Consider the following 15,838-nt stretch of genomic DNA (forward strand, 5'->3'; position numbering starts at 1 on the left):
ATGCAATCCCCAACGGTGCTAAATTGGCCTCTTTACACTTGCTAAATGAAGGGGATGTAGAAAGTGAAATACATATAGATAAATTAATTAAGCTCCTATAATTAGAAGAACAAACACCTGAAGGCCAGCTTCGTGTAGTCGCAAGTATATATGAGTATCAAGAAAGTAATGGCTATGTGAATTTGGCGACTCCTACACTAATTACCTCTTATAATGCCCCGGCAGAAGTTAAGTTTATAGATTCTAGTGGCATACCATTTAAAGTGGTGATTACGCCGGAGATCTGAGCTGAAAAAGGGGAATATATTTTGAATGGGTTTAGTCGTCATTGTATTTTAATTTCTCTCATCCCATTGCCTAAGAGTTATATATCCAATACTTGCTCTCAGGATTGCATGTCATTATTTATATTGGCATACCTTTTCGCCAAGCGATCATAGAGTATTGGGGTATAAAATTCTGACGTTCTTTGATGACAATCAACCCTCATTGACACTTTATAATACAGTCCATACTTACCATATCTATTTATAAATCCCTGATTTTATTGCTTCCTTATATGCCATACTTCTTCCTGTCAAATAAACAATCCCGTAGTTAATTAGTATTTTGGCGTCATTGAATAAAAAGGCGTAACCGCTATATCGTGAAAATTCTCGGAGATAAAGTTGCACCTGTCTCGTAATGCGAAAGAGTCGATAAAAATTGCGCTGGCTCTGGTAATTGTTTATGCCATTGCAATGGGTATTAATTGGGAGAAACCTTTTTGGGGTGGATTTGCAGTTATTGTGTGTAGCCAAGCAAATCTCGGACAATCCTTAAATCGCGCCATTTTGTGGATCTTGGGGACTCTTTTTGCGCTATTAGGCGGCTGGATAATCGTTGCGTTGTTTCCCCAGGATCGCTGGCTCTTTATGATTGCCCTTTCTACTTGGGTTGCAAGCTGCGTATATTTTCTGCAGAGATCAAAGCACCAATATTTTTGGATGACTTGTGGCTATGTCATCTTATTGTTATGGGATGCGACAGGAGGTGACTTATCAATTTCCTATGAGGAAGGCATTTTACGTATCCAGGAGTCATTGCTTGGTATTATCGTCTATGGCCTAGTCGCTGTGCTGATATGGCCGAATTGTAGCCGTGAAGAACTACATCAAGCCGCGGTTTCCCTACTAGATGCTCACCGCGCATTTGCAGATAGGTGTTTTACAAGGATTCTAGATCGAAAAAAGGTGAAAATTCGTAGAGAAAAGAGAGTTGAACTGTTAAAAGCAGATGCACGCTTACGTACTGCAATTAATGATGCCAGTTCTGACAGTTACGAAATCTGGGAATGCCGTAGGCAGTGGAATCATTTGGGATGTCGTGCAACAGCGGTTACCCAGTCGTTGCTTAAATTAGAAGAAGGTCTGGCTCTATCCAGTGATCTGGGAGTAATGAAGTTTCTTCTGGGAATGAAAGACTATTTGGAGGATATGAAGAGCCGATTTAAGAGGTTGCGCTTCGCCATTGCTGAAGACCAGTTAGCAGGCAGTGCTCAGGAGAGAGTGATTAGAGGAAATATTGATAAAGTAAAGGAGCTATCAACCTCAGAGACCGCGGCAATAGCCGTGACACGACGTTCATTAAATGATCTAGAGGTTGAAACTCGAGCACTAATAAGCTCTGTCAATGATATTAAAAGTTTAGGGAGTTCGTATTTGAAATTCCCTGGTGAAGAGGGCGCATATTGGTTTGGTTTGCTGATGCCTGATCCGGATAGGCTTGCCAATGTTGTTCGTGTGCTTGTTGGTATATGGATTTCCTATCTGGCCTATTTGTTTGTTCCGGATATGATTGGCGGATTGCTAGTTGTATTGTTGATTACAATCATAGCAATCATTGCTGCTGTTAGTCCACAAATTAGATTGTTTGAAACTTGTGCCTACACGATTCTAGTTTGTTTAATGTCTGCGCCATTGTACTTTTTTTTAATGCCCAAGCTTCCTGGGTATTATACTTTGGGGTCGATGATCTTTGTCTGGACTTTTGTTATCTCTTACTTTGCGAATAAGTATTTTGGCGCTCAATCTATGATAAGGACTTTGGTTCTTATTTTTCCGCAGATCATATTCAATTTTAATAATGATCAAGTTTATAGTTTTGTTGTATATACAAACTATATATTTGTCTTGGCGATAATTTTTTGCATACTAGCTATATCAAGAAATATTCCCTTTTCCTCACACCCAGAGAGAAACTTCAAGAAAAATATAGATAGGCTTCTTGATAGTGCTGCTCGTCTCGTGGTTGAGGGCGATATACAACGTTTAAAAGATCGGTCGATATTCCATCGGCTATATGTCTTATATCATCTTAATATCGTTATGATTTCACATAAGAATATCCTCTATTGGAAAGAGGGAATCAATGAAAAGGCTATTAAGGGTATGTCTACTGATCAAATGCGGAGGATTATTGATTTGCTTATGCTGGTCGCCAATCAAGTAAAAATTTTATATGGAATTGATAGGTCAAAAATGAATTTAGTGGCGACAAAAAGAATGCTCCGGGAAGCATTCATATGGCGGTGTCTAGCAGGAAAAATATTTTTTTATTTGTCAGGTAGAAAACGAAGGATTCATATCGACTCATTAAAGAGAGGGTATAGGCGGATATTTGATAGGGCCAACGTCGATGTCGGCGAACTAATGGAGCTTAGAGAGTGTAGCGAACAGTCAAAAGAGGGAGTGTCTAATTTCTTGTATTTTTTGGGTGTTACGCATTGTATTAATAACTATCTGGCTGAATTTTTTCGTTTGTCAGAATCAGTGGACTGGAAATACTTCTGTGAAGAGAGATGCCTCTGAACCGAATAGGTAAAAGTATGGAAAAGGTACCTCACGATGTATCTATAGGTGGGTTTTTTATTTCTCCTGTTCTGGTTGCAGGCGTACTTGGAGTTATGGCGGCATTACTTACTGCTAGGGTTCTGGATCGTTATCGTCTCTCTAGATACTTTGCAAATCCGCCAATTGTAGTTATTTCGTTAAGCATAATTTACTCAGTCTTTATTGGGTCGGTATTTGTGGGTATATGAGGGTGAAAAAGCATAGAAAATACATACTGACGGGAGGTATGGTTTTCCTTGCTCTATTTTCGTTGGTTCTCCAGTTCTGGAAATACCTTAATAATCCGTGGACAAGAGATGGGAAAGTCCAAGCGGATATAATTCAGGTTACTCCCAGAGTTTCTGGTCAAGTAGTAGAATTACCAATTCGAGATAACCAGTTTGTCAATGCAGGCGAACTCCTATTCCAAATAGATCCAAGAATCTATGAGGCTGCCTTGGCGGAAGCCCGGGCTCAATATGAAGAGGCAATTGATACCTATAACGCACAAAGGGAAAATATTCTGGCTTATGAAGCCAGACTGCGGGAATCCTCTGCAGCAATAGACCTGGCTCAGAGTAATATCAATGCTCTGGATGCGGAAATCATGAAATCCAGAGCAGAGTTTGAGCGTCAACAGGAATTACTTCCTCAACGTGCCACTTCAGTGCGGTCCCTTCAGGCTGCGCAAGCTGATTATGAATCCTCTGTGGAGTATCGTGCGGGTGCAGAGGCCAGCCTCGCTGAGTCCTTAGCTGTTTTAGAGCAGTCACAGGCAGATTTGGCGAGAGTCCGGGCGCAACTTGGTGCTCTTGGAGCGGATAATCCAGGTGTGCGTGCAGCTCTTGCGATGGTGCGACAAGCTGAACTCAATCTTGAGTACACAACTGTTACTGCGCCAGTTTCAGGTTATGTAACAAATCTGGACTTTCGCTATGGTGATCAAGCTGTGGCGAACCAACCGGCACTATCAATAGTAGATGTTAGTACTTACCGAATAGAGGGCTATTTTCGAGAGACCTTTATCCGTCGAATTTCGCCAGGGGATAAGGCAATTGTAACATTGATGGCTTATCCCCATAGGCCCCTCAAGGGTTATGTAGAGAGTATTGGCTGGGGGATAGCGCAGGATGATGGAACTGCTGGTAATGACTTGCTGCCAAGGGTAAACCCAACATTTGAATGGATTCGTCTAGCACAGCGGATACCTGTGAGAGTTCACTTAACGGAAAGGCCTGAGTCTGTTGATCTTCGTGTTGGGTTTACCAGTTCAGTGCTCATATTGAGCGATACTGCGAGCGCCGAACAAGATGAAGCGGCGCACTCTCCATAACTCCAGCTATATAAGCTCTATAAGCCAACGATTGGCTCTGGGCATTGTTTATCTATTTATTGGCAGCGGCTGTATGCTGGGCCCAGACTATGTACCACCTCCCGTAACCATTGAGGATTCATGGGTTTACCAAAATGATAAACGCCTAGATATCCTGGAGGCGGTCAATCCCTTTTGGTGGCAATCAGCTTTCTCTGACCCGGTACTGGATGAGCTTGTGGCCCAAGCAATAGAAAATAATCTGGAGTTAAGATCTGCTGCTCTCAGGGCACTGCAAGCGCAACAGCTTTTGGCTATCGCAATTGGAGATCAATATCCACAAATACAGCAAATTGAAGGGCTTGTAGATCGTTCAAAATACGTTCGCTCGGGAATAACTGGAAACCTACAAAGTGAATATTATCTTAACTTTAATTTAACTTGGGAGTTGGATATGTGGGGGCAGCTGAGGCGTTTGGTGAACTCGGCTGCAGCGGATCTTGAAGCTAGTATGGCTGAATATGATGGGCTACTCATTTCTATCATTGCGCAAGTAGCTCAGACATATATCAATATACGCACCGTCAAGCGTCGAATTGAAGTAGCAAGAGAAAATATTCGTATACAGAGAGAAGGTTTAAGAATTGCGGAAGTGAAATTTCAAGCAGGTGAAGTTAGTGCATTGGATGCTGAACAAGCACAAACTTTACTGAGTAATACAGAAGCTACTGTTCCCGGATTGGAAATTATTCTCCAGCAACTAAAAAATACCTTGGCAATACTGCTTGGTATGCCTCCGCATAGTCTGAACGATATACTTTCCGTATCGCCAACGGTACCTCATGTACCCGCAATCACAGCTATTGGTATGCCTCAAGATCTCTTAAGGCAGCGCCCGGATATCCGACAGGCAGAGCGCCTACTTGCTGCTCAGGGGGAACTGATTGGCGTTGCGAGAGCTGAGCTTTACCCAAACTTTTCGATTGGGGGGTTGATCGGAGCGATCGATATCAGAGGGGGGCAGCTTAATGGTAGTAGCGATGCATGGGATATATTTTTGGAATTTGATTGGAATATCTTTAATTATGGACGACTGCGTAATAATGTCCGGTTACAGGATGCAACCTTCCAACAGCTTGTTTCAGACTACCAACAAGTTGTTTTACAAGCGCAGGTGGATGTAGAAAATGCAATAGTTGCTTATCTTAAATCACAAGAGCAACAGGTTTTCTATGAAACGGCTGCTCAGGCATCGAGGGAATCTGTAGACCTCTCATTTACACAATATATAGGTGGAGAGATAGAATTTAATACGGTCATTACAACCTTGGTTTCCAACCTTAATCAGCAGGATATACTTGTTGTCGCACAGGGTGCAGTGGCAACAAGTCTGGTGCAGGTATATTTGTCTCTTGGGGGAGGGTGGCAAATAAATGATGGACTTATGCCTTTAGAATTACTACCAGAGGAAACTATAGAGGATATGCTTAGACGTACTCATTACTGGGATAAGCTTTTAGATTAACTCATTACTATTAATCCAGATTCAGTTGTTTGATTATTCAATTGAGAATGGGCTCACTAACTTTAAAATATAAGATATGTATTCTTGATTATTAATTTAGAAATTTTTAAGCTTGGCTTTTCCGGGTAGTTCTGAGATTTTTTTTGCTCCGACCTGTTGCATTATCTGTGTTAGCTGTGCTTTCAATAGGTAAATTGCATGATCTGCTCCCTCTTTACCTAGTGCACAAACACTGTACATAAAAAAACGACCCAGAAAGCTGAATTGTGCTCCAAGAGAAAGGGCACTTGCTACATCTGCGCCCGACCTAAGCCCACTGTCTATAAGAAGTGGAATCTTACTCTGGTATGTCGTTTTAAGCTCCTGAACTAAGGGTAATGTAGCTTCTCCTTGGTCTAGTTGACGTGCGCCATGATTCGAAATAATCACTCCATCGACACCTAATGCGATTGCTTTATCAACATCGGGTTTGCTCATAATACCTTTGATGATTAGTTTGTGTGGCCAACGATCTCGAATACTTTTTAAACTGTCAAAATCCAGTGGCCCCATAGTAGCTGTATTCATAAACTCAGTGAGTTCCAATTTCTTGCTCTCTTTGCTCATATATGGAGTAAGGTTCTTGAACTGGGGCAGCCCGTGCACGAGAGTGGCTAAACTCCAATGAGGCCGGATGGCTGCTTGATAGATGTTTTTTAGTGTAAGCTTTGGAGGCATAGCAAGACCATTGTGGAAGTCCCGCGGCCTTAAACCGAAGGTGGGTACATCAACGGTAATTGCTAGATTTTGATATTGAGCTCTCTCCAAGCGCTTGAGAAGATCGGTTAGGATGGAAGGTTCAGTGGGATTATATAGTTGGTACCACGCCATTCCCTGGGTTACTTCCGCTATGCGTTCTAGTGATTCAGAGGATACGGTACTGAGAATGTAAGGAATTTCATGTCTATAGGCAGCATCTGCCAGTATGACAGGAGCATCTGGCCACATTAGTCCCTGGAGACCTACGGGTGCAATTCCAAATGGTGCGCTGTAATGGTAATCAAATAGTTTGCAGCTTATATCCGGCTCAGTCGGCCGCTTGATGTATTGCGGTGTGAATTCGACAGATTTAAAGGGAATTCGATTTCGGCTAAGGCCTATATCATCCATACAGCCTTCAGTGAGGTAGTCATAGGCAAACTTCGGAATTTTCTTTTTAGCTTTCTTCCTTAATCTTTGGCTGCTTGCGAAGTGCCGATTAAATAGTTCATTGATTTGTACCATTTGGTATTTCCTGCCCGGTTATTTCCTTCAGGTTAGCAGTTGAAGCGTGAAGTATTAGTTCTTATTGAATTGCAGGAATCTTGGAGAGTATTAATTGTATCCAGGCTTCCTGTTCTGCTTTCGGTGAAAACATAGAGCATAACTTTAAATGTGCGACCTCAGTTTTCCAGTTTTATCTAACTCGAACCGTTTAAAGTCAGAAGCTAGCTGTAGATTGCCTCTGTATACAGATTGAGCTTCGAGGTATATGTCATTAATTGAGGGAGTTATATCAGCTCTTGATTGGTATCGCGGACTGAAATGGGTCAAAATCAGGTTGGGTACAGTTGCTTGCTCTGCAAAAGATGCCACCTGCTTGGCACAGCTGTGTCCGACCTTTACAGCTTTTTCAGCCATATCATCAGTAAAAGTAGACTCATGAACGAGAAGGTCACACTCTACGCAGGCTTTTTTTAACAATTCTGGGCTGTCATTATCTCCACAGATCACAATTTTTCTTGGCTTTTGCTTTCGGTGAAGAAACTCTGTAGAAGAGTATTCCCGGCCATTATAGATAATATTAATTCCGGCTCTCAGTTTGCCCCATAAGGGCCCTTGGGGGATGCCTGCTACACACAATTTTTCGATATCTAAGGAAGCCCGTATTTTTCTCTCGGTAAAACTGTAAGCGTACGAGGGCACCCTGTGGGAAAGTTTAGTCAGGGAAATCATAAACTGTCCTTGGTCCAAGGTAGGTAATTTCTCCGAAGGAAAAAAATTCAACTCAAATGGTAGGTAGAGTTCAGTGCATGCCTGCGTAGATATAAGCCAGTCACGTATAGCCTTTGGTGCTACTACAGTCAGTGGTTTAGCTCTGCCTTGCATCCCCGCACTTGCCAATAGTCCTGGTAGTCCATAGCAATGATCACCATGGACATGGGTGATGAAAATTGCGCTTAGAGAGTTTAAGGACAGGGGAGTATGAAGGATTTGATGTTGAGTTCCCTCACCGCAGTCGATCAGGTACCAGCTTTTACCTTGACTTTCTATTAATGCGACAGCGCTTACGTTTCTGTCCTTTGTGGGAGTACCGGACGATGTACCCAAAAACAATAGTTCCAATGAGCATTTACCTCTGTTGTTGCCCCCCCAATCATACACACGATGTCAAGTCGGGAAGAGGGAATCATAGTTAGTATATTTGGCGATATCACAGTAACCAAGAAGCTGGGTAATCGGTGTTGACCTAAAGTAAAGTTGAGGTATTAAACTACTTTGCAAAATTGATTGGCAAAGAGGAAATGAGACAAATGACCGCAGAAACACAAAGAATCAACTTGCGAGGTTACTTGGAGCGTATCGGCTATAACCGCATGCCTGCTGTTGATTTACCGACGCTCAAGGGTCTCTTATCCCATCATGTGCGGACAATTCCTTTTGAGAATGTGACATCTTTTTTAGGGGGGGCAGTAGATATTGAAATTTCCGCTATCGAGGATAAGCTCGTACGCCACTTGAGGGGGGGATACTGTTTCGAGCAGAATGCTCTCTTGCGCGCTGCTTTGCAGCAGATAGGCTTTGCAGTTATCGGCCTTGCCGCGCGTGTCCTTTGGCAAACCCCTGTGGGACATCAACCTGCACAATCACACATGATACTGTTGGTAGAAGTAGATGAAGTCCCTTACTTGTTGGATGCAGGGTTTGGCAGTAATACACTCACTGCGCCGATGCGTTTGGATTCCACAGATCTCCAGACTACTCCCCACGGCACTTATCGTTTGACCCGAACAGATAATAGAGATTACCTGTTACAGGTAAAGGTCGAGGGGGTTTGGCAAGCTATGTATAGCTTTGATTTGAGCCCCCGTACGGCTGGTGATTATAAAATCGCCAATTGGTATTGCTGCACCCACCGGGAATCCCGCTTTGTAGAACACTTGATTGCAGCGCGGGCATTTTCCGAGGGGCGACATGCTTTGATCAATCGTCAATTGAGCTACCAGCCGATTATTGGCCCCAAAAGCGTAATAATGCTCGCCAATGTTAAGGAGCTTCGCCAAACTTTGTTGGATGTATTTGGTATTGAGGTGCCGACAGGTGCCGAAGTTGATCGGAGGCTGGCCAGTATTTTTCAGGGGCAGCCTTTCCATCAAGGTACAAAAAACGTCGGTGCAACAATCAGCAGAGTAGCCTCATGATTAAGGTGGGAGTTGTTTACCATTCAGTTTGCGGCACTACCAAGGCACTCGCAGAAGCTGTTGTAAAGGGGGTTAATAATCTAACCGGGTGTGAGGGGGTAGCCTTGGCTGTTGAGGGACAGCATATACGGGCAGGGCGCTTCGATAACCAAAGAATAATGGCTCAGTTGGACGAGTGTGAGGCGATTGTGCTGGGTTCGCCAACTTTTATGGGGAATGTTTCAGCGCAATTTAAGTCATTTATAGATGCTGCCAGTGATCGTTACAGTGAGCTTAAATGGGCGGACAAGTTGGCTGCGGGTTTTACTATTGGCAGCAACTACAGTGGAGATCAGCTTAATACCATCCAGGCCCTGCAGATATTTTCCTCCCAAATGGGAATGCTCTGGGTCCCTCTCGATATCTTACCTAGTCGGGATATACAAGGGAGAAATCGAGGTGGTTGCCAGTTGGGTTTGATTGCCGTAGAGGAGAGTGGGGGTGGTATTCATGAGCTGGATCGGCTAACTGCAGTATATTTAGGAGAGCGGGTCGGGCGTGTTGTCTCTAGAGGAAATTATACCGCCAGTATTTCTACGGTCGCTACCCTGCAAAGAGAGGAGGTGGAGAGAGTTTAGAGCCAATTAATTTGGCAGTCTTCTCCTGGGAGTAGTGCTTGAATTTTGGCTACTTGTTACTCATCTATCGACCTACCAAGTGCGAAGGGTTCGTAAATACCTGTGGCGCCATATGCAATTGCAAGTGAACAGCAACCTTTCGCTGCTGGATGCTTCTCCCGCAGCGAAAGGGCTGGGAATCGATTGACCCACCAATAGCATTAGCATCAAGTCTTTTATCTTTTGAATACAGCTTGGGGACTGCATATTTAGCCAACAGTAAATGTAAAAACTATACACTTACAAAGTCGTTATCATATTGTTTAACTAATTAATTTAAAAATCCGAGTATTCGGTAATCAGAAGGTAAGGTTGAAGTTATATAGCGAACAAAGGGCGACTATTTGCGCTAGCAGCGGCTAAAAGAAGGGTTTGGACTTAACTTAGTAATAGCTAGCTTTGCGCGATAGAAATGATGCAACACAAGTCCTTTTTGTCTAGTCGTATCAATGCACTCAGTGATGGCGTTTTTGCTATCGCCATGACCCTGCTGGTGTTTAACATTCAAATTCCTGACTTGGTAGATATTAAGCCGGGCGAGGATTTTCAAACCAAAATGCAGCAACAGATTCCTCATATATTTTCCTGGCTATTGAGTGTTGCAATCCTTTGTCGTTTATGGCTCAACCACAATCACTTGATGGCTGATCATGAGTCTAAGTCTGTGGGCTTTACCAGCCTTAACTTTCTATTACTTGGTGCGGTTGCTTTTATTCCTTTTCCATCGGCTTTGTTGGGAGAGTATCCAGATCAAGCCTGGTCGGTAATTTTATTGTCCATCAGTTACGCAGTTGCTGCGCTGGCAATTGCAGGAATGTGGTTTATTGCTCCAAATAGAGCGAGTGTGAGTGGGAAAAGGGTGCTATTAGTGAGCATGGTCATGTTGCTGACCAGCATTTTGGCATGTCTCTTAACAATCTTTAATCCCTATTGGGGATTGGCGCTTTGGATAACGTACGTTGTGGGTATAGCTCCATTAGCTTACCTAATGGAGCGTTATGTCTTTGTCGAGGCTGATTAGTCTCTGATGGGAAAGGCCTGTACAGTGTAATACTACGGTTAACTCTTTTGTAAGGGGCAGCCGAACTCTTGCAACATTTTAATATGAGGGATTCCGGCTTCATAAAAAACAGGCCCCTCCGTTGTAAAACCAGCTTTAGCATAAAAGCCTTTGGCATGTTGTTGGGCGTGAAGGTAGACTTTGCGATAACCATGCTGTTTAGCATGATTACAGATTGCTATTAGTAGTTGAGCACCGAGTCCCAGGCCACGGGCAGCTTTGCTAATCGCCATGCGGCCAATCTTACCATCTGTTGTCAACCGACCAGTGCCAACTGGAATGCCTGTACGAAAAACCAGGAAGTGTTGTGCGCTTTCTTCTTGATCATCCCACTCCAATTCCATGGGAACATTTTGTTCTCGCACAAATACGGCTTCTCGAATTGCCCGAATTCTCTCCCTTTCACTATTCCATTCAGCTGGGCGAATGAGAGTGTCCATTTCAGAAGTCCTCAGGTGGATAGATCAATGTGCCCTGTGCAACCAGTTGATCGAGAAGGCCGCTGACTTCGGCTATTTCCGGGAAAGCTTCGATATCATTCCAGGTTACTTCATGGGAGTCAGCGAACTGTTCGGCAAATACCAGTGGGCAGGGGAAGGCCTCACCATCAACAAACAAAGTGGCTGGTTCGCGGCAAAAGGCAGCGCGGGAGGCGGGGTTTAATACCAGTTGTACTCCCTTGGGCATCTGCTCGCGCCAATCTACTGCGTCATCTGCATCCAATGCCACTGTGTCCGGGTATTTTGCTTCAGTCATAACCGCGCCAAACCACTGGGCGATTTTTTCCGGTTGCTGCAGCCACTCGCCGAGCTGTTGTTGCAGGCGGGCAACAGAGGCGGGATCAATTTCCGCTGGGTTTTTCGCCACTTCAGCACCGGCATCGGTGTAGCGCTGGCTGTCCGGTAAATCCATAGCGATTTCAGCGGCGAGATCTTCGAGGATCGCGGCGGCGGAAGGGGCGCGGAAACCAATGGAAATTGTGGTGCATCCGCCTTCGGCTATTCCCCAGTGGCTGTATTGGGGCGGCAAGTAAAGCATATCGCCGGGCTCTAGTACCCAGCTGTTTTCTGCTTCGAATTCTTTCAGGATATTGAGGGACGTTCCTTCAAGGCGAGGATTGCTTTCATCCACCTTGGGGCCTTGTTGCCACAAACGCTTGCCTTCGGCCTGGAGAAGAAACACATCGTAGTGATCGTAGTGGGGACCAACGCTGCCCTTATCGGCGGCGTAACTGATCATCACATCATCCAGGCGCCAGTCGGGGATAAAGCGGAAGAAATCTTTCAGTTCAGCAATTTCTGACATCCACTGATCGACAGCTTGTACCAGCAGGGTCCAGTGGGTTTTAGGGAGGGAAAGAAAATCTTCTTCAGTGAATGGACCTGTGCGCAGCTCCCAGGGACCGCTCTTGCCATTCTCCAATACCAAGCGAGATTCGACCGCTTCCTCCAGGGCCATACCTGCGAGTTCTTCCCCGGAAATGGGCGACTCAAAATTGGCGAAAGCATTGCGTATCAGCAGGGGTTTCTGCTGCCAATAGTCACGCATAAAAACTTCGATGGGCATGTCGCCAAGGTGGGTAAGGGGGCTGGCCACGGTAACTCTCACTGTCAGAAGGCTGGGGTTTGTGTCTGGATATTCTGAGGCTCGGAAACTATCCAGCGTACTTTTGTATTTTTTAAAAGATGACCAGCCGCACCAGGTGCGGCTGGTAGCCGGACTCGTTTAAATTTTACGAGCCTGTTCCACGGCGTTACCGATATAGGATGCCGGAGTCATTTCCAGCAGGTCGCTCTTGGCTTCCGCGGGAATCTCCAGGTTCTCGATAAATACTTTCAGGGTTTCACGGGTGATGCCCTGGCCACGGGTGAGGGCCTTCAGTTTCTCGTAAGGCTCTTCAATGTTGTAGCGACGCATAACCGTTTGGATCGGCTCTGCCAATACTTCCCATGAATTATCCAGGTCTTCCGCCAGGCGCTCGCGGTTGATTTCCAGTTTGCCCAGGCCTTTCATGGTGGCGGCATAGGCAATGGTGGAGTAGCCCGCACCCACCCCCATATTGCGCAGCACGGTGGAGTCTGTCAGGTCGCGCTGCCAGCGGGATACTGGAAGTTTGGCTGCCAGGTGCTGGAATACGGCGTTGGCGATACCCAGGTTGCCTTCGGAGTTTTCGAAGTCAATGGGGTTAACTTTGTGCGGCATGGTGGAGGAGCCAACTTCACCGGCAACGACTTTTTGCTTGAAGTAACCCAGGGAGATATAGCCCCACACATCGCGGTCAAAATCGATCAGGATGGTGTTAAAGCGGGCAACAGCGTCGAACAGCTCAGCAATGTAGTCGTGGGGCTCGATCTGGGTGGTGTAGGGGTTCCAGGTAAGGCCCAGGGAAGAAATGAATTCTTCAGCATTTTGCTCCCAATCAATATTGGGATAGGCGGACAGGTGAGCGTTGTAATTACCTACCGCGCCGTTAATTTTACCCAGTAGCGGTACTGCTTTAATCTGTGCTACCTGGCGGCGCAGGCGCGCGGCCACGTTGGCAAGTTCTTTACCAACAGTAGATGGGCTGGCTGTCTGGCCGTGAGTACGGGACAGCATGGGTACGTCGGCAAAGTCCTGGGCCAGGTCTACGATAGCGTCAATCAGGGCTTCCATCGCAGGCAACATGACGTTGTCGCGACCTGCGCGAAGCATCAGGGCGTGGGACAGGTTGTTGATGTCCTCAGAGGTGCAGGCAAAGTGTACGAATTCGCTCACTGTTGCCAGCTGGGCATTGCTGCTGATTTTATCCTTGAGGAAGTATTCAACCGCTTTTACATCGTGGTTGGTGGTGCGCTCGATTTCCTTGATGCGTTCAGCATCTTCCAGGGAGAAGTCGGCCACAATGCTATCGAGCAGCTTGTTGGCAGCTTCGTCAAACTGCTCAACTTCGGCGATCTCCTTATGTGCGGAAAGTTTTTGCAGCCAGCGTACTTCCACTTCAACGCGGGCGCGGATCAGGCCGTATTCACTGAAAATTTCACGCAGGGGGGCAGTCTTGCTCTCGTAGCGACCATCAATAGGGGATACCGCTGTGAGTGCGGAAAGCTCAACTGTCATAGTAAATCTCCGGGATTAGTGTTCTATAGATTCGATATGTGCGATCCATTCGTCGGTCGCACGCAAAAGCTTTTTGCGTTGGAACAACAGGTGTAGGCGACGCCCACCCAGCTGTCGCCATAGTGTCGCCGAGCGAACACCGGCAAACAGCATTGAGCGAATTTGATTGGCGATACGTTGCTGTTGCAGGTAGTTAAAATCGCCGAGAACCTGAATACGAAAGCGGAAGGTGCCGAGGGTGTCACTATAGGTGCTGGCCAGATTGGAAAAGATATTTTCGTGAGTCAGTGAAAAGTGTTCGGCTTGACCCTTGGCTTTCTCCAGGCGGCTGCCGATAACGGAAAGCAGGTCCTTTTTCTTGCTCAATTGTCGTTGCAAGTAGAGGACGGAGAGTGTGTAGCGCAGGCAATCTGTGTACTCGGGATGTTGCCGGGACTGCAATATTTGTTTGGAGACCTTAAGGCCGGGCAGCAGGTGCTTTGCCCCTGCAAAAATATCCTCAGTGCGGTCGGGGTTAATCTGGAAGAGGCTGTACACCCCCGTTTCCAGTTGCGCCTGGGGCGCCGTGCCAGTTTTGGCAAGGCGCTCCACCAGAGTTGCGGATTGAAAAATTCCGGCCAGTGCCAATGCCTGATCCCGCCAGTTATTCAAAATTGCTCCTTAGTGCTTCTTGTATTTTTCCGGTATGGCGGAGCCGATGCCTGTGGCTCGCTCAATAACCGCGCCACCGAGGCAAACCTCGCCATCATACAGTACCAGGGATTGACCTGGCGTGATGGCACGCTGTGGCTCATCAAACGCTACGACCAAGCTCCCATTTTCCTGTACATGCACTGTGCAGTCCTGGTCTGGTTGGCGGTAGCGGGTTTTAGCCTGGCAGCGGAATGTTTCACCTGGTGCGGCTGCGTTAATCCAGTGCGTCTGGCTAGCCTCTAAGCCAGTTGCGTATAGCAGGGGATGATGTGCGCCTTGTGCGACAATTAATACATTGCGCTCCAGGTCCTTACCCACAACATACCAGGGTTCTTCACCGGCGCCTTTTACGCCGCCGATACCCAGGCCTTGGCGCTGGCCAATGGTGTGGTACATCAGGCCCGCATGACGCCCCATTGTTTCACCTTCCGGCGTTTCCATATCCCCGGGTTGTGCGGGCAGATATTGCTCAAGAAAGTCCTTGAAGCGACGCTCACCGATAAAACAGATACCGGTGCTGTCCTTTTTATTGTGAGTAATTAAGCCATTTTCCTCGGCAATACGTCGGACTTCCGGTTTCTCCAGCTCCCCCAGCGGAAAAAGGGAGCGGGCAAACTCTTCTTCTCCAACGGCGTGCAGGAAATAGCTTTGATCCTTATTGCCATCGAGTCCTTTGAGTAGATAGGTGCGGCCATCTATATCACGGCGGCGAGTGTAGTGCCCGGTAGCAATCGCATCAGCCCCGAGAACCTCGGCATATTCAAGGAAAACCTTAAATTTGATCTCCCGGTTACAAAGGATATCCGGGTTGGGGGTGCGTCCTTCTTTATACTCTGCCAGGAAATATTCGAATACATGGTCCCAGTACTCTGCGGCAAAGTTAGCGGTATGTAATTTGATACCAAGCTTTTCACAGACTGCCTGGGCATCCGCCAGGTCTGCCTTGGCGGTGCAGTATTCTGTGCCGTCATCTTCATCCCAGTTTTTCATGAACAGGCCTTCCACCTGGTAGCCCTGCTGGATCAGCAGGTGTGCGGCTACAGAGGAATCCACACCGCCGGACATACCGACGATGATGCGCTTTGGCTGTTTGTTGAGGGTGGAATCAGGCATAAGAAGAACAGTCACTACTTCACTGGCATGAAAGGGGGGCGAATTTTACCTGCGAACGCCCCATTTGACC

General features: G+C 46.3%; 14 protein-coding genes. 7 read left to right on the forward strand and 7 right to left on the reverse strand.

Translation table 11 applies throughout. The features are described 5' to 3' along the window. The first annotated feature begins 668 nt into the window (after window positions 1-668). Genes G367_RS0121540 through G367_RS24620 form a run of 4 tightly spaced genes read left to right on the forward strand, consistent with a single transcriptional unit; the run spans window position 669 to window position 5,707 of the window. Entirely contained in the window at window positions 669-2,849 is a 2,181-nt protein-coding gene (locus G367_RS0121540; RefSeq protein WP_020415245.1) for an FUSC family protein, read from the forward strand. 17 nt (window positions 2,850-2,866) lie between these two features. Next, the gene (locus tag G367_RS27210; protein ID WP_169337146.1) at window positions 2,867-3,079 is read left to right on the forward strand and encodes a DUF1656 domain-containing protein; all 213 of its coding nucleotides are present in this window, start codon (window positions 2,867-2,869) and stop codon (window positions 3,077-3,079) included. Window positions 3,080-3,117: 38 nt separating this feature from the next. Beyond that, window positions 3,118-4,203 carry an HlyD family secretion protein gene (locus G367_RS0121550; protein WP_020415246.1) on the forward strand — a complete coding sequence of 362 codons (1,086 nt, stop codon included), beginning with the start codon at window positions 3,118-3,120 and terminating at the stop codon, window positions 4,201-4,203. Continuing rightward, window positions 4,181-5,707 (forward strand): efflux transporter outer membrane subunit, encoded by a 1,527-nt coding sequence (locus G367_RS24620; protein WP_020415247.1) that lies wholly within the window; start codon window positions 4,181-4,183, stop codon window positions 5,705-5,707. Before G367_RS0121550 ends, G367_RS24620 begins: the two co-directional genes overlap by 23 nt. 96 nt (window positions 5,708-5,803) lie before the next feature. Here G367_RS24620 and G367_RS0121560 read toward each other — a convergent pair whose 3' ends face one another. Beyond that, the gene (locus G367_RS0121560) at window positions 5,804-6,970 is read right to left on the reverse strand and encodes an alpha-hydroxy acid oxidase (protein ID WP_020415248.1); all 1,167 of its coding nucleotides are present in this window, start codon (window positions 6,968-6,970) and stop codon (window positions 5,804-5,806) included. A gap of 144 nt (window positions 6,971-7,114) precedes the next feature. Further along, window positions 7,115-8,071 (reverse strand): ribonuclease Z, encoded by a 957-nt coding sequence (locus tag G367_RS0121565; RefSeq protein WP_026305317.1) that lies wholly within the window; start codon window positions 8,069-8,071, stop codon window positions 7,115-7,117. 188 nt (window positions 8,072-8,259) lie between these two features. Here G367_RS0121565 and G367_RS24625 point away from each other — a divergent pair, with 188 nt between their 5' ends. From G367_RS24625 to G367_RS25410, 3 genes are all read left to right on the forward strand, one after another. Next, on the forward strand, window positions 8,260-9,147 hold the full coding sequence (locus G367_RS24625) for an arylamine N-acetyltransferase family protein (protein ID WP_020415250.1): 888 nt from the start codon (window positions 8,260-8,262) through the stop codon (window positions 9,145-9,147). Next, window positions 9,144-9,764 carry a flavodoxin family protein gene (locus G367_RS0121575; protein WP_020415251.1) on the forward strand — a complete coding sequence of 207 codons (621 nt, stop codon included), beginning with the start codon at window positions 9,144-9,146 and terminating at the stop codon, window positions 9,762-9,764. The genes G367_RS24625 and G367_RS0121575 overlap by 4 nt, the downstream gene beginning before the upstream one ends. Before the next feature lie 451 nt (window positions 9,765-10,215). Continuing rightward, complete coding sequence (locus tag G367_RS25410; protein WP_083922847.1) at window positions 10,216-10,824, forward strand: TMEM175 family protein; 609 nt, start codon at window positions 10,216-10,218, stop codon at window positions 10,822-10,824. A 38-nt stretch (window positions 10,825-10,862) separates the two neighbouring features. Here the strand turns inward: G367_RS25410 and G367_RS0121585 are convergent, their stop codons facing one another. From G367_RS0121585 to mnmA, 5 genes are all read right to left on the reverse strand, one after another. After that, window positions 10,863-11,303 (reverse strand): GNAT family N-acetyltransferase, encoded by a 441-nt coding sequence (locus tag G367_RS0121585; RefSeq protein WP_020415253.1) that lies wholly within the window; start codon window positions 11,301-11,303, stop codon window positions 10,863-10,865. 1 nt (window position 11,304) lies between these two features. Then, complete coding sequence (locus G367_RS0121590) at window positions 11,305-12,459, reverse strand: cupin domain-containing protein (protein WP_020415254.1); 1,155 nt, start codon at window positions 12,457-12,459, stop codon at window positions 11,305-11,307. 129 nt (window positions 12,460-12,588) lie between these two features. Beyond that, on the reverse strand, window positions 12,589-13,962 hold the full coding sequence (gene purB, locus G367_RS0121595) for an adenylosuccinate lyase (protein WP_020415255.1): 1,374 nt from the start codon (window positions 13,960-13,962) through the stop codon (window positions 12,589-12,591). Between the two features lie 15 nt (window positions 13,963-13,977). Then, window positions 13,978-14,613: a high frequency lysogenization protein HflD gene (hflD, locus tag G367_RS0121600; protein ID WP_020415256.1), complete on the reverse strand. Its 636-nt coding sequence runs from the start codon at window positions 14,611-14,613 to the stop codon at window positions 13,978-13,980. A 9-nt stretch (window positions 14,614-14,622) separates the two neighbouring features. Beyond that, window positions 14,623-15,768 carry a tRNA 2-thiouridine(34) synthase MnmA gene (gene mnmA / locus G367_RS0121605; protein ID WP_020415257.1) on the reverse strand — a complete coding sequence of 382 codons (1,146 nt, stop codon included), beginning with the start codon at window positions 15,766-15,768 and terminating at the stop codon, window positions 14,623-14,625. Window positions 15,769-15,838 lie beyond the last annotated feature (70 nt).

The organism is Microbulbifer variabilis ATCC 700307, from assembly GCF_000380565.1.
Lineage (GTDB): Bacteria > Pseudomonadota > Gammaproteobacteria > Pseudomonadales > Cellvibrionaceae > Microbulbifer > Microbulbifer variabilis.